Source organism: Algoriphagus sp. PAP.12, from assembly GCF_026652115.1.
GTDB lineage: Bacteria > Bacteroidota > Bacteroidia > Cytophagales > Cyclobacteriaceae > Algoriphagus.
The window spans coordinates 36,106-55,057 of sequence record NZ_JAPPSQ010000023.1 but is presented as its reverse complement, the minus strand read 5'-3'; the positions used below and the strand labels follow the sequence as shown (position 1 = coordinate 55,057).

The following is an 18,952-nucleotide window of genomic DNA, read 5'->3' as shown; positions in this document are numbered from 1 at the left end:
GAATTCTCTGCGCCTTTCGAAATTTTATTTCAATGATTAATATGCTCTGACAGTTTTGCCTTCCATAAAATTCACGAATGACTTATTCACTACTCTTGTACCTCCTGTGGTAGGGTAGTTTCCAGTGAAATACCAGTCACCAATATGATCAGGAGTACATTTATGCAGATTATCAACAGTTTGGTAAATCACTTGAACCTCTGCCTCAATCTCAGGATTAGTAACAATCTCACCAATTTTGGTGGATATTTCCTCATCGGTAAATGATTCATAAACTTTCTTCACAAAGTTTTCAGAACCAGCAGGGTTCACTACACATGCATCATAGGTTTCATCCAAGATATTATCCAATCCTCTTTCTTTCAATAAAGCAAGGGCAGCTCTGAAGGCAATGAATTCCTTCATTCTGGACATATCAATACCGTAGCAATCAGGGAATCTAATTTGAGGAGCTGAAGAAACGATAATGATTTTCTTTGGCTTCAATTTATCCAAAGTCGTCAAAATACTCTTCTCCAAAGTGGTTCCTCTCACGATACTATCATCAATTACAACCAAGGAATCAATTCCAGGTTTGATCACTTCATATGTCGTATCATACACGGATGAAACCATCACATCTCTATCATCATCATTGGTGATAAAGGTTCTCAGTTTCACGTCTTTGGAAACCAATTTTTCAACTCTTGGACGGAAGTTCAAAAGATCTTCCAAATCTCCCATATGTGGCTTTCCTTCCAAGAAAACTTCTTTTCTCTTGGCTACCAAGTAGTCTTCCAAGCCTTCGATCATACCCAAAAAGGCAGTCTCAGCAGTATTAGGAATGTAGGAAAACACGGTGTTTTTAAGGTCAAAGTCGATTGCTTTCAAGATCTGAGGAATCAAGGCTTTACCCAAATTCTTTCTTTCCTGATAAATCGCTGGATCAGTACCTCTTGAGAAGTAAATTCTCTCAAAGGAGCAAGAAGTCTTCTTCCTTGCAGGCATGATCTCGGATTCAGCATAGGAACCATCCTTATTGATCACCAAAGCATGACCTGGCTGAATCTCTTTAATAGCGTTGAAATCTATATTGAAGGCAGATTTGATAGCCGGTTTTTCAGAAGCTACCACAATCACCTCATCATCTGCATAATAATAGGCTGGTCTAATTCCGGATGGATCTCTCACAACGAATGAAGATCCGTTTCCAATTAATCCTGCCATTGCATAGCCTCCATCGAAGTCTCTACAAGATCTTCTCAAGATTCTGGCTACATCCAATTCGTTTTCGATCACATGTGTGATCTGCTCATTGGAATACTGATGTTTGTACTTGTCAAAAATTCTCTGGTTCTCCTCATCTAGGAAGTGACCTATTTTCTCCATCACTGTGACAGTATCGGTTTTCTCTTTCGGGTGCTGCCCCAATTGAACCAATTTGTCAAACAGTTCCTCCACATTGGTCATGTTGAAGTTACCCGCCATCACTAGGTTTCGGCTTCTCCAGTTATTTTGCTTCAAGAAAGGGTGACAGGTCTCGATACTGTTTTCACCATGTGTACCATATCTAAGGTGTCCCAACCAAACTTCCCCTGTAAAGGCGATGTTTTCTTTTAGCCAACTTGCACCACTCAAAGCATCATGTCCGCCAAGTTTTTTGGCCTTTTTATACTTCTTGTTGATTTTGTCAAAGATAAAATTGACTGCTGAAGGCTCGATAGAACGATATCTGGAGATATATCTCGTTCCCGGCTGGGTATCGATTTTCACATTTGCGACACCGGCGCCATCCTGACCTCTGTTGATTTGCTTTTGCATCAGGACGTACATCCTGTTTGAAGCGTAGGCGGCTGTACCGTATTTGTCAATGTAATATTGAGGAGACTTACGGAGCCTTACCATGGCTATACCGCATTCATGTTTGATCGCGTCGCTCATTACCTGGGTGAGTGTTTAAATGACAGTTCAAAGTTACAGGTTTTTAGAAGATATTTCGGGTTAAAAAAGTTCGCATTTCTATAATTTACCATTCCTTTTTGATTTAAAGCAAGTTATAGGCATAAATCGAACGATTTATGGTTTTTTAGGACCATGTTGACCAGCTAATCCTCAACATTTCCGCAATCAAATCTCCCCAAAATCGCTTTCAGGAGCTATTGAGCCAGATGGCACACCAATGGCAATTCATAAATCAACCGACATTAAAATCGGTGAACGGGTCCGGACCCTACCATTTACTTTAACCAATTTAACAAAACCACAATGATTATGAAAAAGTCAATGTTATTTGCCGCCATGTTTGCAACTGGAGTCGCTTTTGCCGCTCCACTTCAACCAACAAGTTTGACTCCAATGGGTATAGAAATCCAAGAAGGAAAAGTCAAAATAGAACCCGACACTTTACCTGATCCGGTAAAGACAGCCGTCGCAAATGATGAAGAAGTAAAATCCTTAACCATCGCTGAAGCTTGGCAATGGACATTGCCAGATGGAAGTTTCAATTTTGAAGTTGTCTTTGATAATGGCACCGAAGAAAAACTAAGTAAGAAGTATGATAAGGATGGAAATGAAATAAAAGATTAAGTTGTTCAATCCCCTTAATTTGAAAGCACCGGAATCATGTCTGGTGCTTTTTTTGTTTTAATTGGCATAAGAAAAAATTCCTATGAAAAAGATACTACTGGTAGAGGACGATTTGACTTATTCTAGAATTGTCAAAACCTTTTTAGAAAAAAACGGATTTCAAGTAGAAACCACCACCAAGGTCAAGGAAGCTCAACAAATGATGGGAGGAGGAAAATTTGACCTCATCATTGCAGACTTCCGACTTCCTGATGGTACCGGCATGGAACTTCTCCAATGGTCCAAAAAGGAATTTCCTCAGACTCAGGTAATTTTGATCACGCATTACTCTGATATCAGGATTGCGATTAAAGCCATGAAGCTGGGTGCCTTTGAATATATCACCAAGCCAATCAATCCAGATGAGCTTTTGGCGACTGTCAAAGAGTCCCTTTCTTCTCAAGCAGAGGCTCCAAGTCACTCTTTTTCAGAAATAAAACAAGAAAGTACATCTCCTAAAATCAGTCAAAAAACTACTTCTCCCAGCAGCTCTTTTTATGTAGTAGGAGATTCTCAAGAGGCTGAAAAGCTGGAAAAACATATTCATCTGGTTGCTCCAACTGATCTGAGTGTTTTGGTACTTGGCGAAACAGGAACTGGTAAAGAATTCATTTCCAGAAGAATACATGATAATTCTGAAAGAAAAGATGGCCCTTTTATCGCAATTGACTGCGGTGCCTTGCCAAAAGATCTTGCTGGAAGTGAGCTATTTGGACACGTAAAAGGTGCTTTTACAGGGGCATTGGAAAATAAAACAGGCCACTTTGAGATGGCACATGGTGGGACCATCTTTTTGGATGAGGTCGGAAACCTCAGCTATGAAGTCCAAATCCAGCTGTTGAGAGCTATTCAGGAGAGAACAATCCGTAAAATCGGTGGAAACAAAGAGATTAAAATCGATGTAAGAATCATCGCTGCTACAAATGAAAACCTTTTACAGCAAGCGGGTGAAGGTGCTTTCAGGGAAGACCTTTATCATAGATTAAATGAATTCACATTAAACGCTATTCCTCTTCGCAGAAGAAAAGATGATCTGGAAGTTTTTGCCGAGCAGTTTTTAGAAGAAAGCAATGAGCGACTCAACAAATCCGTAAAAGGCTTTACTTCAGATGTTTGGGAAGTTTTCTTAGGTTATGATTGGCCGGGAAATCTTAGAGAATTCAAAAACATTATCAAAAGAGCGGTACTTTTAACAAGTGGTCCTTTGGTAGAAAAAGAAGCTTTACCAGCAGATTTGCACGATCCGGAGCAGGCATTTGCCACCCATAGAAGTGTGGCAACCAGTCCAGCCGGAGCTGATTTACCTTCTCCCAGAGACTATAAAAGTCAGTGGATCGAACAGGAAAAAGAATTGATTCAGCAAGTTCTTCAGGACACAAAATTCAACAAGTCCAAGACAGCCAGAATTTTAAAAATGGACCGAAAGACACTTTACAGCAAAATGGAAAAATACGGTCTTAATTAGGTTTTTGCTGGAGCTTTTGACAAAATAAACTTATCCAGTTCGTTCAAAAGCTCCTTTATTTTTTCTTCCAAAACAACCAACTGAGAACCAACTCCTTGCTTATTCCCAAGCTTGAGACTATTTTCAATTTTTCTGGCCATATCACCTGTCTCAGATTTAATTTGTCCCAAACGGCTTCCCAATTGATGGCAAATCTCCAACACTGTATCATACCTCTCATTCAAGCGAGCCTTTTGTAGCTGCTCCACATTCTTTTTTGTTTCCTGAATCAGGTCCTTCAAAATATCCTTCAACAAGGACTCATCCCCCATACAGAATCGATTCAAATCCCTTAGGTCAAAAAGCTCTGTATTGACCACTTCCTCTTCGGTTTCATCGGATTGAATTTCTGTAACACACTCAGGGAAAAAACGGCCCAAAACGCCCACAAGGGACACTTCCTGGAATGGTTTGAACAAAATATCACTAAATCCAATCTGCTTCATCTTCTCCTTTTCCTCGACAAAAACATTTGCTGTCATAGCCAAAATAGGCTGGCCTTGATAGCTAGGATGATTTTTAAGCATCTCTATTACATCAAAACCAGAGAACTCAGGCATCTGAATATCCAATATTGCTAAGTCAAAGTCCTCACTATCAAACCTATCCCTAAAAGCTGCACCACCATCATATAAGGAAGTTTCTGCCCCGAAATAGGTCAAAATTTGAGACAGGTATTGAATCCCAACAGGATCATCATCCACCAACAAAATCTTCTTCCCAGAAAGATTCAACACAAACTGTTGATTATAAAGCGGTTTCGTAGACAAAGCCTCCACACTTTCCATTGGAAGAACAATCTTCATGGAAGTCCCTTTCCCCTCTTCGCTTTTCGCTTCGATGGTACCACCCATCAACTGTGCAAGCCTGTGAACGATCGCCAAACCCAGCCCTGTACCTCCAAATTTTCTAGAAATAGAGGTATCTGCCTGATCAAACTCCCTGAACACTTTGGACAAAACTTCCTCACTCATACCGATCCCACTGTCCTCTACTTCCACAGATAGTGTATTTTCTACCCAATCCACTCTCACCTGAATCCAGCCATGAGAAGTAAATTTGAAAGCATTGCTCAATAAATTATTGACGATTTGCTTTATTCTCAATTGATCTCCTACCAACCACTTTCCTTCAGGGAGATTGAGTTTCCATTTGAAATCCAAATCCTTTTCCTGAGCTTTCAGATCAAAAAAGTCTTGAAGAGCACTGAATAATTGCTCAGGATCAAATGGCTCAGTTTCCAACTTCAATTTCCCTGCTTCGAGTTTAGAAAAGTCCAATACCTCGTCAACAATCTCCATCAATGTTTCCGAAGCAAATCCAATCATTTTCAGTTGAGACTTTTGTCGATCATCCAATTGAGTCTTTTCCATCACGGATCGATAGCCCTGAATGACATGCAGAGGATTTCGGATCTCATGACTCATATTGGCCAAAAACTCCTGCTTTGACCTAGCCAATTGCTCTGACTTTAATCGAGAAGCTTCCAGATTTTCCTGATATTGACGGTTTCGCTTAATCTCTTTTAGAATGGAATAAACCATAAATCCGCTCCCCAAAATCGCTAAAGCAACGATAATCACCAGGAAGAAGGTTACATCATATGCTAGACCATAGGCCTCACGATTTTGCTGGGAAGATTCTTCCAAAATCCTCCTCTGCAACAAGGTCAACAGATCCTGAATCGTTGCAATTACTTCACTCTGCTTAATGGAAAGGTCCGTTTCTATCTGAGCCAGATTCTCCCTCTGCCTCCTTTCTTCTCTATAGATTCGATTGATCACTCCACGGATATTGAACAGAATACTGTCTAAGGTTCCTGAACCAGAATTGGAGCTTATACTTGTTCCTTGTTGAAGAGAACTGATCAATTTATCCAATTCGGGAGTTTGGGAAATCGGAAGACTTGGCGTTGGTTCTTCTACGGGTGCCGGAGTGACTGGAACTGCCTTATCTCTTTTTCTTGAATTGGATTTACCCGCTTCTACTTCGGGTGTAGGAAGCGTGGTTGTAACAGACTTAACAGTTGTTTGTTTCTTGATATCATTGATGATATTATCTCTTGGATTCAGTTCATGAAGCGGTTGATTTTCTAAAATCTCAGCTCTTCTTCTGATTCCGATCTCTACATTTCGAAGTGCTTCCCTGGTAAAATTCCGATTGGCTAGATTGGTTTTTACCTCGTAGAGATTTTCATATCCAGCAATTAAAGAATCTAAATTGGTACGGATCAATTCAATATCATCCTGCTCCTCATCATCTGCAGCAAGAGATTCCAACTCATCCAATTTTTCCTCAAGATAATTCCGGGTAGAATCCGTAACCCTAAAATCTCCCTCAGGACCCAATCTGTCAATTTGAGTGATTTGGATGATTTCAGCCTGCAAATCATTGAGAGCATCCAGCTTTTGATTAGGCGCAGACAGCTGCCCCATCGTGTCGAGGAGCCGATTGAGTGTATAGTACGTCAACCCAGCTACCCCGACGAGGAATATAGCTGCCAGAAAAAAGCCTAAAACGACTTTGATCGCGGCGGTGGTATTGGGAGTGTTTTTTTTCATAGAGATGCCCCCAAAATCCCCAATAATTATTCCAAGTCCTTAGAACTTGAGTAAAACGTATCCTTGGGGAACGTAGGTAGTAAGTGTAGTCAAGGCAGAATGCGCAATCTGAACCCCTGTCCACAGATCCTCTTTATTCAAATTTCTGGCTCTCATGGATTGCCCACAAACGTAAAATTCCACGCCTGCGTCCTTCAATGCATCGTAAACCGGAATATTCGGGTTTTCCACTTGATGTCTTTCACTATACTTCGCATCATTCAGAACCGTGAAGATTGCTCCTCCATGAACGACTACTTTCACATGAATGTTTTCTTGAGGCACCCCTGCCAAAGCATGCAAATTCACCATTCTGGCTATATTATCCACCCATCTGCTGATCTGAGCAGGATCATCTGGCCCGGAAGTCATATCAACAATGATCTTATATTCTTTAGTAGGATCCGGTCGCTCTGTTGCTTCAGGGATTTCATAGATCCCCCCATACTTTTTGATGATAGGAAAATGAGGTTGGTTTTGGGCAAATAAAGCGGTAGTACCTAGGAAAAACAGAACTAGAAGCGAAAGCAGATTTTTTCTCATATTGAAATATTATTAAGCTTGAAAAGTAAGGAAATAATCTGCGAATGGGAGTCCGTTGATGGAAAAAACATGAAAGATCAAGGGAGAATTGGCAATGGTCAATTTTCAAATTCAAGGATAAAAAGGCTTCCTCCGTCATTTGTGACTTTACTAATGCACGTTTCTGAAAATGCAGATGGAGATTAATCCTTCTTTATTCTGCTTATGCAAATAAAATAAGGGAAGGCTGAACCCTTCTGAACCAACTGGTCTTGAAGTTTAGCCTGAAATTCAGAATTAAAATTAGAGTCGAAAAAGTCATCTGACCCCAATTTTTCACCATAGATAGGGAAATAAAGTTTATTATCCTCTGTTAGAACCTGAGGACTATCAAAAAGCCTGAAAATCGGATTTTCAGAACTGTAGGCAAACACTTTAAACTCAGAATCCTGCTTATCCAGAATCCCAGATTTGAAGGTAGAATAATCCAGAAAATTAAAGACAACAAATCCATCATTTTCCAAATAAAAGTTCCCGTTCATCGATTCCCCTCCTCGTACAGATTTAACCAAAGTTTCTGGAGATGCTAAAGCCTTAAAATCCCTTTGATTTTCTTTCATAAAAGGACTTAACAAATCAGTATAATACCTGGCTTTAAAATCTTTTCCTAATGGATCGTAAGTATAAACAGTATCATGAAAAGGTTTTGAAAAACTCACATTTTGGCCTGTCCTATCTAAAAATCCAGAAATAGTTATAATACTTTTTTCTTTTTTAGGATCATAGATAAAATAAGAATCCAATATTGCACCATCACTCCCAATTAGATGGACATTGAATGAACCCTTTGCAGAATTATGATTCACATAAATCAAAAGCTCCCCATTCCCGGCAGAGACTAATTTGTCCCCAAACAAACCGGTATTAATTTTTTCCACAAAATTACCCGACTCGACATCATATACGAATACCGCCCGACTTCCTCTTGACATCAAGTACACTTTACCATCATAAAATTCTATGTCAGAAACATCCATGAATTCTCCTGGACCTTCACCTTTCGAACCATATTTTCTTACAAACTTTCCCAATTTGTCAAAAAGGAAAACAATAGACTGTTTTTTGTCAAATACCAAATAATCATCCCCGACCAACTTGACTTTTGAAATCGTGGATAAAAAAATTGAATCAGGAACAGCTAACGGAATCAGGTCTTCAAATTCAAATAAACCATCAATTTGATTGATAGGATTCGGCAAATCATCATAAATAAGAAGAGGCTGGGGCCCTGTTATTTCAATTTTAACTTCTTTCTTTCCTGCTGTACACGAAATCAAAAAAAGGAATACCACCCATTTAAAAAACTTCATAAATGCTCAATTTAAATTTGAGTTAAAAAACCAATTGAAACGCCTTAAAGATCACGTTCTAAGACTTAACACTTTAAACTGGGAAAAATTGAACAGTAAAAAAAGCTGATACAAAAAAAGCCCTGAATTACTTCAGAGCTTTCCGTGCGCACGAGAAGATTCGAACTTCCACACAACTTAATGCACCACCCCCTCAAGATGGCGTGTCTACCAGTTTCACCACGTGCGCGACATAGGGTCAGCAAAAGTAGAAAGCGAATCCTTTCTACGCAAACCCTTTTTTAGGCTTTTTGGCCTTAATTATAAACTTTTTTCTCAGCGGCCAACAAGGTATTATATAGCAATGAAGCAATAGTCATAGGTCCAACACCACCCGGAACAGGAGTAATCGCTGAAGCTTTGGCAGATACCTCTTCAAACTGCACATCTCCAACCAATCTGAATCCAGATTTCTTGCTTGCATCTTCGATTCTGTGAATTCCCACATCAATCACCACTGCTCCTTCTTTCACCATATCAGCAGTCACAAAATGAGGCTTACCCAATGCTACGATCAATATATCCGCAGTCTGAGCAATCTCTTTCAAGTTCTGGGTACGGCTATGAGTCAAAGTCACAGTAGCATTTCCAGGGTATCCGTTTCTTGCCATTAGAATACTCATTGGGCTACCTACGATATGGCTTCTTCCGATGACCACACAATGCTTTCCGGAAGTTTCGATATTATATCTCTTCAGCAATTCCACTATACCGTAAGGAGTTGCGGCTACATAAGCCGGCCAGTTCAAAGCCATTCTACCGACATTGGCGGGAGTAAATCCATCCACGTCTTTCTCAGGCTTGATCTTATCGGTTACTTTCTCTACAGAAATATGCTTAGGTAAAGGAAGTTGAACGATCAACCCATCGATATCCGGGTTTTCATTGATATCCTCCACCACTTTTAGCAATTCCTCTTCAGAAACCGTTTCTTCCAATCTTACCAAAGTAGATTCGAAGCCGATCTCATGACAAGCTTTTACTTTTGCTCCCACATAGGTTTGGCTCGCCCCATCATTTCCTACCAACACAGCAGCCAAATGAGGAACTTTCCCTCCCTCCTGCTTTATTTCCGCTACTCTCGCAGCAATTTCAGATTTGATTTCAGCAGAGGTTTTTTTACCGTCAATAAGAATCATAAGATTTACGAGTTTTGATTTACGATTTACGAAGCCTAAGCGAACTTCATTCGTTGATTTAAATTCCTTGCAGTTTTTATACTTGCCACAACAATGGCTAAGATTTGATCAGCTTCCCCGATCAGCCTTTTTATTTCAAAGGAAATGGTAGAATCAGAATTTATTTCTTCTAATAACTCTAGAAAAAACTGACTTTCATCTCCCTCTTCCTCTACAATCTTTAATTTGTTAATAAAATCAGCCCTTGATTACGCCCTACTAACAGCCCTATAATTTGCCGCAACAGAACAACTAGAACATCGAAATAGTTGATTTATATACCCAATATACTCCCTAGTATGAGGAAGTTATGAGCACAGATACCAAACATCAAATTAGAATTAATAAAGGAGGTTCAAATTCCCCTCGTACATGGTAAATCGGAAATCTTAATTCAATTAGTCTAGTTTGAGAACTGCCATAAACGCTTCTTGAGGCACCTCGACGTTTCCGACTTGTCTCATACGTTTTTTACCTTTCTTCTGCTTTTCAAGCAATTTTCTCTTTCTGGAAATATCACCACCATAACACTTCGCCAAAACGTTTTTGCGCAAGGCTTTCACAGTTTCTCTGGCAATGATTTTCTGTCCAATAGCAGCCTGAATCGCAATCTCGAACATTTGGCGAGGCACCAATTCTTTCAGTTTCTCACAAAGTCTCTTGCCCCATTCGTAAGCTTTATCTCTATGTACTACTGCCGAAAGTGCATCCACAGGCTCCCCATTCAACATCACATCCAATCTCACCATGTGAGAAACCTGGTATCCAATCAGCTCATAATCCAATGAGGCATATCCTCTGGATATTGTTTTCAGTTTATCGAAGAAATCAAATACAATCTCAGCCAAAGGCATATCGAATGTCAATTCCACTCGTTCAGCAGTCAGGTAAACCTGATTTTTTATCTGACCACGCTTATCCATACAAAGTGTAATCACAGAACCCACATACTCTGCTGCCGTAATGATGGACGCTTTAACATAGGGTTCCTCGATATGCTTCATTTTGGTAGGATCCGGCATATCCGAAGGAGCGTTGATGACCTGATAAGTATCATTGGTCATCAGGGCCTTAAACTGAACCGAAGGTACAGTAGTGATCACTGTCATATCAAACTCCCGCTCCAAACGCTCTTGGATGATCTCCATATGCAGCATTCCTAAGAATCCGCATCGGAAACCAAAGCCCAAAGCCGCTGAAGTCTCTGGCTCCCAAACCAAGGAAGCATCATTCAGCTGAAGCTTTTCCATGGAAGCCCTTAGCTCTTCGTAATCCGTCGTATCTACTGGATAAATTCCGGCAAAAACCATCGGTTTTACGTTCTCAAAGCCTTGGATTGCTTTTTCACATGGTCTTTTGATGTGGGTGATGGTATCTCCTACTTTGATTTCTTTAGCTACTTTCACACCTGAAATCAAATAGCCTACATTACCCGCAGACATGGTTTGTTGAGGAATCTGATTCAAGCCCAAAATCCCGATTTCATCTGCTTCGTATTCTCTACCAGTGTTGACAAATTTGATTTTATCACCTTTGCTGAAGGTTCCGTTAAAAATTCGGAAAATCACCTCAACACCTCTAAAAGGATTGTAAACCGAGTCAAAAATCATCGCCTGAAGCGGTGCTTCTGGATCACCGGTTGGTGCTGGGATTCTGGTCACGACAGCTTTCAAGATGTCATCGATTCCTATCCCTGTTTTGCCGGAGGCCAAAATAATCTCCTCACGATCACAACCGATCAAATCAATCACCTCATCTGCTACAGATTCAGGATCTGCTCCAGGCAAGTCAATTTTATTCAATACCGGAATGATTTCAAGATCATGTCCCAAAGCCAAATACAAATTGGAAATAGTCTGAGCTTCGATACCTTGAGAAGCATCCACAATCAAAAGAGCACCTTCACAGGCAGCAATCGATCTGGAAACTTCATAAGAAAAGTCCACGTGTCCGGGAGTATCGATCAAGTTTAAGGTATATTCCTCACCCTCATGGGCATATTTCATCTGAATCGCATGAGACTTGATGGTGATCCCTCTCTCACGCTCCAGATCCATATTATCCAACAACTGATCCTGCATATCTCGGTCAGCGACCGTCTGAGTTTCCTGCAGTAATCTATCCGCCAATGTACTTTTCCCATGATCGATATGGGCGATGATACAGAAATTTCTAATGTTTTTCATAAGCATTCGTGCCGCAAAAGTAGTAAAAATTAAGGTTCTGTCTCCTTGTTTTTTAAATGCATTGTTGAAACAGGAAATAATCCATCAAAAGGTTATCGATTTTCCTCTTTTCAATAGACCCTAAATGGATTTATTAGCATCAAAATGTGGGGAATATCCCATTGTATGTGTACTTAAAACCTCTTAAAAATGGGGAATTTCTCCACAACCCTACTCAATTATTAAAATCCACCAACTTTTAAAAAGAGAAAAAATTGACCGCAATCGATTGAATTAAAGTTAATTAAGAGTTACACATCCCGTGGTATGATTATTTCACTTGGCTAGCATAATTCTGGATTTATTCAGAACAACCAATCACACTCATGAAAAAGAGAACGTTACTAAACCAACGCTTAAAAGCTATTTCAGGATATATGCTTTTGGCTATTACCACAATCGGATTTACAGGATGCGAGGAAGAGGTGGCAGAAGATGAAGGCATTCCATTGCCGGTTTTGACTTTGAAAAAAGAATCTGCCGCTTTGGAATTCAAATACCTGGGCTCCATAGAAGGAGTAGAAAACGTGCAAATCCGACCTCAGGTGGATGGCGTTTTGGAAGAAATCTATGTAGATGAGGGACAATATGTCAAAAAAGGGCAACCCTTATTCAAAATCAACAGCCAGCCCTATGTAGAGGATTTGAAAAATGCTCAGGCAAATGTGGATCTGGAAAAAGCCAAACTCAGAAAAGCTCAAACAGAAATAGATCGATTAAAGCCTTTGATTGAAAACGAGGTAATCTCTGAAGTCAGAATGGAGACAACCTTGGCTGATTATGAAGTCGCTCAGTCTTCATTGGCAAAGGCAGAAGCTGAAGCCGCCAATATGAGAATTAATTTGGCTTTCACTACTATAAAAGCTCCTGTTGACGGATTGATGGGAAGAATCCCCAAATCAATCGGAAACCTGGTAAAGAAAACTGACGGAGAGCCTTTGACTGTTCTTTCCAACGTTCATGAGATTTATGTTTATTTCTCAATGAGTGAATCCGATTATCTCTATTACGAGCGAATGAAGAAGGATTCCACTTCCAAGAAAATGAATCCTGATGTAAAATTGGTTCTTGCGGATGGAAGCATTTATAACAATGTTGGAACAATCGATGCCAACTCAGGACAGATCAACCGGTCAACAGGATCCATAACCTTAAGAGCTCATTTCCAAAATCCAGACACACTTTTAAGAACAGGAAACACTGGAAAAATCCTGATGGAGCAAATTTACCCGAATGCGATTTTGGTGCCGCAGAGTGCTACCACTTCCATTCAGGACAAGCGATTTGTTTTCCTTTTGAAACCCGATAACACAGTAGAAAGAAAGGAAATCACTATTGAAGGTCGCACAGGCAATCAGTTTATTGTCAGTGGAAAAAGTCTCAATGAAGATGATAGAATCGTTATTTCCGGACTTGAGAAAATATCTGAAGGGATAAAAATCAAACCTTTGGAACAAGGACATCTTCTTTCTCAAAACTAATTACCATCACTGGTCACTAAGGTTTCCAGACCTTTTACTCACTATTATTTCCAATGAATTGACTCCCTTTTGAGGGAGAATGGGAAGCCATTGTCATTCCTGAAAATTCAAACTGAAAAGCTGATTCAGCCATGATAAAAAACATTATTAAACGTCCAGTCCTGGCATTGGTAATTTCCATCCTCTTGGTCTTGGCTGGTGCTGCAAGTATGAATGTACTACCGGTGGAACGTTTCCCTGAAATTGCTCCCCCAAGTGTCAGTGTCCAGGTGTACTACCCTGGTGCCAATGCAGAAACTGTTGCCAAGTCAGTTCTTCTCCCTTTGGAGGAAGCGATCAATGGGGCTGAAAATATGAGCTATGTCAACTCTACAGCGACCAATTCGGGTCGAGGGCGATCCACGGTGTATTTCGAACCGGGAACCGATCCAAATGTGGCTGCAGTGGAGATTCAGAATAGGATTTCAAAAGTAATGGAACAAATCCCTGCAGAGGTTCGCGAAGCAGGGATTGTGGTTTTAAAAAGGCTGAAAGGTTCTTTGATGACCATCAATATTTATAGCGAAGATGACACCTACGACGAGACTTTTTTAAATGCCTATACTCGGATGAAAATCCGAAGAGAATTGAAGCGTGTCGGAGGAATTGCCGAAGCATCAATTCTAAGATCCAGAGACTACGCCATGAGAATCTGGCTGAATCCTGAAAAGTTGGCTCTCTATGGCTTGACTCCTAGGGAAGTTTACACCGAGGTTAGAGATCAAAGTTTTGAAGCGGCGCCAGGTAGATTCGGTGAAAATTCTGAGGAAGTTTTTGAAATTGTTTTGAAGCATAACGGCCGATTCAGTGAGCCGGAAGAATATGAAAATCTGGTCATCAAAACTGAAGAGGATGGTGCTCAATTGAAATTGAAAGATGTAGCCAGATTGGAGTTTGGAGCATCCAACTATGCTAGTGAAAACAAATTGGATGGTAAATCTGCTGTAACCATCGATATCGTGCAGCAGCAAGGTGCAAATGCAGTAGAAATTGACAAGGCGGTGCGTGAAATCATGGAAGATCAAGCCAAGGCATTTCCAGAGGGGATGAAATACAATATTTCTTACTCTGTCCGTGATCAGATCGATGAGTCCATGCACCACGTTCAGAAGACCTTAATTGAGGCTTTTATTTTGGTATTTTTGGTGGTTTTCATCTTTCTTCAAGACTTCCGGGCCACTATCATTACAGCGATTTCAATCCCGGTTTCATTGGTCGGAACTTTCTTTTTCCTTCAGCTCATCGGAGCGACTATGAACGTACTGAGTATGTTCTCCATCGTACTCGCCATCGGGATCGTGGTCGATGACGCCATTGTGGTCATCGAGGCTATTTATGAAAAGATGCATGACCAAGGCCTAAAGGTTTTGGATGCAGTAAATACCGCTCTTTCCGAAATCACAGGAGCTATTATTTCAATTACCATTGTAATTGCAGCTGTTTTCCTTCCTGCAGGATTCTTGGATGGACCAGTGGGTGTGTTTTACAAAGAGTTCGCTTTTACCATCATTTTCGCAGTCTTGATTTCAGCGATCAATGCCTTGACACTGGTTCCTGTTTTGAGCGCTTTGATTTTAGGTAAAAAGAAGAAAAATGAATCTGAAGAAGTAGAAGATGAAAACCTTTGGAAAAAGGTCAAAAACTCCAAACCCGCCGACAAACTAAAAACCATCAAAGGAAAAGGCTTAAAGAAATTTGACACGGTATTCGATCGATTCACAAACTGGTATCTGGGAATCGTCAAATGGGCCATCAGCAGAAAATGGTTGACTTTGGGAGGATTGGCATTGGTTTGTGCAGGCACCTATTTTATGGCCTCCACGACTCCAAAAGGATTTATCCCAACAGAGGATGACAACTTCTTGATTTTCTCCTTGACGATGCCAGAAGGATCATCCCTTCACAGAACTAACCAATTATTACGGGAGGCTGATTCACTTTTGCATTTAGAGCAGGCGGTTGCCAGTGTCAATACAGTTTCAGGTTATAACATTGTGGATGATTCAGAAAGTGCTTCCACAGGTTTGGGCTATATCAAATTGAAGACCGTTTCAGAAAGAGGAGACATTTCAGCCCTCAATGATGTCGTGAAGCATTTGACCGAAAAGCTTTCGGTTTTAAACGAGCCAAAAATCAACATGTATCCACGCCCAACCATTCAAGGTTTCGGGAATTTCGATGGGGTTCAGATTGTACTTCAGGATTATTCGGATGGGGATTTAGCCGAGTTTGGTGTTTTGGTCAATGAATTTATCGCTGAATTGAGCAGGCAAAAAGCAATCGAGAAAGCCTTTACCTCTTACAATACCAATTTCCCTCAATACAAAATTGATATCGACTATGAAAAGGCCAAAGCCTTAGGCGTTTCTGTCAAAGACATGATGTTTACCATCCAGTCCAATTTTGGTAGAACCCGAGTAGGAGATTTCAACCGATTTACCCGTCAATACATGGTCTATATGCAGTCTGATATTGAGTATCGAGAGAATCCGGAGGCCATCAATTCCATCATGGTCAAAAACAAAAAAGGTGAGATGGTTCCTTTGACCTCATTTGTCAAACTTGAACCGACTTACGGTCCTGAAACAGTTTTCAGATACAATCTTTACAATGCTGCCAGAATAAATATTACTCCGGCAAAAGGCTATAGCACCGGAGATGTCATGAAGGTGATTGAGGATTTGAGTGAACAAAAACTTCCTGCAAACCTTGGATTTGAATGGACCGGAATGAGTTTGGAGGAGAAAAAGTCAGGCTCCGACACCACCTTGATATTTATCATCAGTATCATCTTGACTTTTTTCATTTTGGCAGCCCAATACGAAAGTTTCTGGCTGCCAATGGCAGTGATTCTTTCACTTCCTGCAGGGATTCTTGGGATTTTTGTTTCCATCAATCTTGTAGGAATGGACAATAACATCTATGTACAAGTCGGATTGATTATGCTCATCGGTTTGCTGGCCAAAAACGCCATTCTGATAGTGGAATTTGTGGCCCAAAAAAGAAGGGCAGGATTGAATATTCTTGATTCTGTACTACAAGCTTGTGAGCAAAGACTTCGTCCTATCATGATGACCTCTTTTGCTTTTACAGCCGGATTGGTTCCATTGATGTTTTCTGTAGGTTCTTCTGCTGAAGGGACCAAGTCAGTCAGTATTGGTACTGCTGGAGGAATGATTTTCGGTATTTCTCTTGGTCTCATCTTTATTCCGGTTTTGGCTTATCTATTCCAAGATCTGCAGGATCGATTTGCGCTTAGTATCACAAAAGATTCAAACAAATCATGAAAATGATCAGATATATTATCCCTTTCTTTTTGGTTTTGGGGCTAGCAACCAGCTGCAAAGTCGGGGAAAGCTATACTCGTCCCGAAACTGATATTCCTGATGGATTTTATGGGGGTGAAAAAATCCAGGACAGCATTTTTGTTGGGGAAAAACAAATTGCTTCTATCAGCTGGTCTGAGTTTTTCAAAGACTCTACCTTGAATTCATTGATCGAAGAGGCACTGGACCATAATTTTGATTTGCAGAAAGCTGCAAAGCAGATAGAAATATCCAAGGAAAGTTTTCTTCAATCTAAAGCAAATTTCCTCCCTAGTTTAGGGGCAACACCTGGATCTTTCCGAAGGGAGTACTATTCAGAAAATTTCAACAACTATGGCTCCAACCGATCTAGAAGAAACCATCCAGATGGGGTGCCGACAACACTTTATACTGAGAATTTAGCCTATGCAGTTTCTCTCCAAACCAGTTGGGAATTGGATGTATGGGGCAAATTGGCCTGGCAAAAAGATGCTGCATTGGCTAAGTACCTTCAAACTCAAGAATTTCAAAAAGCCCTGCAAACAGCCATTGTTTCGGAGATTGCAAGCACTTATTTTAATATGCTGATGCTAAAGTCCCAGCTAACTGTGGCAGAGAGAAACTATGCATTGAGTCAAAACACATTGAAAATCGTCAAGCTTCAATACGATGCAGGTGAAAATACTGCTTTGGCGATTCAGCAAACAGAATCTCAAATGCTTCGTGCCAAAGCTTTGATTCCACAATTGGAAAAGGCTTATACACTTCAGGAAAACAGACTCAACAATCTTTTAGGAAAGATTCCCGGAAATATTGAAATGAGCGGGGTCCTAGAAGATTTGGTTTTGAGCAATAGCTATAGTACCGGTGTACCTCTTGAATTGATTCAAAACAGGCCGGATGTTATGGCCTCGGAATACAATCTCATTGCCAGCAATGCCAGAGTTGGAATTGCACAAGCTATGAAATATCCTTCATTGACTATCAGTGCCGGGATGGGATTGAATTCTATGAGCATGGGAACAGTATTGGATCCTATTGGGTCTGGATTTGCACTTTTGAACGGGGCCTTATTCCAACCTATTTTCCAAAACAGAAAACTAAAAACCAATCATCAAATCGCCATCAAACAACGCGAAATTGCCGAGCTGGATTTTAGAGAAAAAGTGAATACGGCTGTAACAGAGGTTTCAGATGCTTTGGTGAATATGGAAAAGCTTCAGGAGGAATACGAAATAGCTCAGACCCGGATGCGAACCACTACCAAAGGTATGACTAATGCGTTTTTGCTTTTTGAAAGCGGATTTGCCAACTACCTGGAGATCATCAATGCTCAGGAAGATGCGCTTCAAAACCAATTGGAAGTAGTCCAGCTGAAAATGCAACTGGCATTAGCCAAAGTCGAATTGTATAGGAGTTTAGGAGGTGGTTGGAGAGAGGAGTCGGTGGAAACAGAATCTACCGAACAATAAGAGATAAGGGAGTCTTCAAATTCGAGACTCCCATTTATTTTATGTTTTTTACCTTTGCAGCACATTTAGAGAACTATGAAGTCAATCGCTGCCAAAAAGAAGCTTAACAATATTGCAGAATACATCCTCTATCTCTACCAGATGGAAGATTTGATTCGATCTTATCAAGGAAATCTGGAAGAAATTAATCAGTATGTAGTTTCTCATTACCCTGTAGAAGATCTGGAAAAATCAGAGATTTCTTCTTGGTTTGAAGAAATCAAAACTAAAATGGAACAAGAAGGAATTCTTGAAAAAGGTCATTTGGAGGAAACTCGTAAACTGGTAGATGAACTTTCAAAAATCCATTGGCAACTCCTAAAAACAGATAAAACTTACTTCGAAACTTATCAAAAAGCCAAGCCCCATATCATGCAGGTAGTAATGGATGCTGAAGGACAGGACTTGGGTAATGAAATCCAAATTTGCCTGAATGGGGTTTACGGATTATTACTTTGTAGACTTTTAGGCAAAAAGGTTTCTGATGAGCAATTGAAAACTGCAGAGTCTTTTGGAGAAGTACTTAGCCTGCTCAATCTGGTTTATCAGCAAGAAATCATATCCAGAAATTAAA

12 protein-coding genes, 1 tRNA gene and 1 pseudogene are annotated in these 18,952 nt (G+C 40.4%); 6 read left to right on the top strand and 8 right to left on the bottom strand.

The features are described 5' to 3' along the window. Nucleotides 1-36 precede the first annotated feature (36 nt). On the bottom strand, nt 37-1,920 hold the full coding sequence (locus O0V13_RS19440; protein ID WP_268036669.1) for an amidophosphoribosyltransferase: 1,884 nt from the start codon (nt 1,918-1,920) through the stop codon (nt 37-39). Between the two features lie 330 nt (nt 1,921-2,250). Between O0V13_RS19440 and O0V13_RS19435 the strand changes: the two genes are divergently transcribed. After that, entirely contained in the window at nt 2,251-2,565 is a 315-nt protein-coding gene (locus O0V13_RS19435) for a hypothetical protein (RefSeq protein ID WP_268036667.1), read from the top strand. An 82-nt stretch (nt 2,566-2,647) separates the two neighbouring features. Then, nucleotides 2,648-4,069 carry a sigma-54-dependent transcriptional regulator gene (locus tag O0V13_RS19430; RefSeq protein ID WP_268036666.1) on the top strand — a complete coding sequence of 474 codons (1,422 nt, stop codon included), beginning with the start codon at nt 2,648-2,650 and terminating at the stop codon, nt 4,067-4,069. Here O0V13_RS19430 and O0V13_RS19425 read toward each other — a convergent pair. The 7 genes and pseudogenes from O0V13_RS19425 to lepA all read right to left on the bottom strand — a co-directional run bounded on the left by O0V13_RS19425 (nt 4,066) and on the right by lepA (nt 12,009). Then, nucleotides 4,066-6,669: an ATP-binding protein gene (locus O0V13_RS19425; protein ID WP_268036664.1), complete on the bottom strand. Its 2,604-nt coding sequence runs from the start codon at nt 6,667-6,669 to the stop codon at nt 4,066-4,068. The genes O0V13_RS19430 and O0V13_RS19425 overlap by 4 nt on opposite strands. Before the next feature lie 39 nt (nt 6,670-6,708). After that, nucleotides 6,709-7,251 carry a DsrE family protein gene (locus tag O0V13_RS19420; protein ID WP_268036663.1) on the bottom strand — a complete coding sequence of 181 codons (543 nt, stop codon included), beginning with the start codon at nt 7,249-7,251 and terminating at the stop codon, nt 6,709-6,711. A gap of 182 nt (nt 7,252-7,433) precedes the next feature. After that, complete coding sequence (locus tag O0V13_RS19415; RefSeq protein ID WP_268036662.1) at nt 7,434-8,600, bottom strand: 6-bladed beta-propeller; 1,167 nt, start codon at nt 8,598-8,600, stop codon at nt 7,434-7,436. 145 nt (nt 8,601-8,745) lie between these two features. Further along, nucleotides 8,746-8,829: transfer RNA gene (locus O0V13_RS19410), tRNA-Leu, on the bottom strand. A gap of 67 nt (nt 8,830-8,896) precedes the next feature. Beyond that, nucleotides 8,897-9,778 (bottom strand): bifunctional 5,10-methylenetetrahydrofolate dehydrogenase/5,10-methenyltetrahydrofolate cyclohydrolase, encoded by an 882-nt coding sequence (locus O0V13_RS19405; RefSeq protein WP_268036661.1) that lies wholly within the window; start codon nt 9,776-9,778, stop codon nt 8,897-8,899. A 35-nt stretch (nt 9,779-9,813) separates the two neighbouring features. Beyond that, a pseudogene (locus O0V13_RS21730) lies at nt 9,814-10,014 on the bottom strand (hypothetical protein); the annotation flags it as partial. Nucleotides 10,015-10,215: 201 nt separating this feature from the next. After that, complete coding sequence (lepA, locus tag O0V13_RS19400; protein WP_268036660.1) at nt 10,216-12,009, bottom strand: translation elongation factor 4; 1,794 nt, start codon at nt 12,007-12,009, stop codon at nt 10,216-10,218. Nucleotides 12,010-12,368: 359 nt separating this feature from the next. On the opposite strand from lepA, the gene O0V13_RS19395 reads away from it, so the two are divergent. The 4 genes from O0V13_RS19395 (at nt 12,369) to O0V13_RS19380 (ending at nt 18,951) form a co-directional block, all read left to right on the top strand. Further along, nucleotides 12,369-13,523 carry an efflux RND transporter periplasmic adaptor subunit gene (locus O0V13_RS19395; RefSeq protein ID WP_268036659.1) on the top strand — a complete coding sequence of 385 codons (1,155 nt, stop codon included), beginning with the start codon at nt 12,369-12,371 and terminating at the stop codon, nt 13,521-13,523. A gap of 131 nt (nt 13,524-13,654) precedes the next feature. Next, a complete protein-coding gene (locus O0V13_RS19390; RefSeq protein ID WP_268036658.1) occupies nt 13,655-16,849 on the top strand; it encodes an efflux RND transporter permease subunit in 3,195 nt (1,064 codons plus the stop codon). Next, nucleotides 16,846-18,339, top strand: a complete 1,494-nt coding sequence (locus O0V13_RS19385) for an efflux transporter outer membrane subunit (protein ID WP_268036657.1) — start codon at nt 16,846-16,848, stop codon at nt 18,337-18,339. Before O0V13_RS19390 ends, O0V13_RS19385 begins: the two co-directional genes overlap by 4 nt. Before the next feature lie 75 nt (nt 18,340-18,414). Next, nucleotides 18,415-18,951 carry a DUF4924 family protein gene (locus O0V13_RS19380; protein WP_268036656.1) on the top strand — a complete coding sequence of 179 codons (537 nt, stop codon included), beginning with the start codon at nt 18,415-18,417 and terminating at the stop codon, nt 18,949-18,951. Nucleotide 18,952 lies beyond the last annotated feature (1 nt).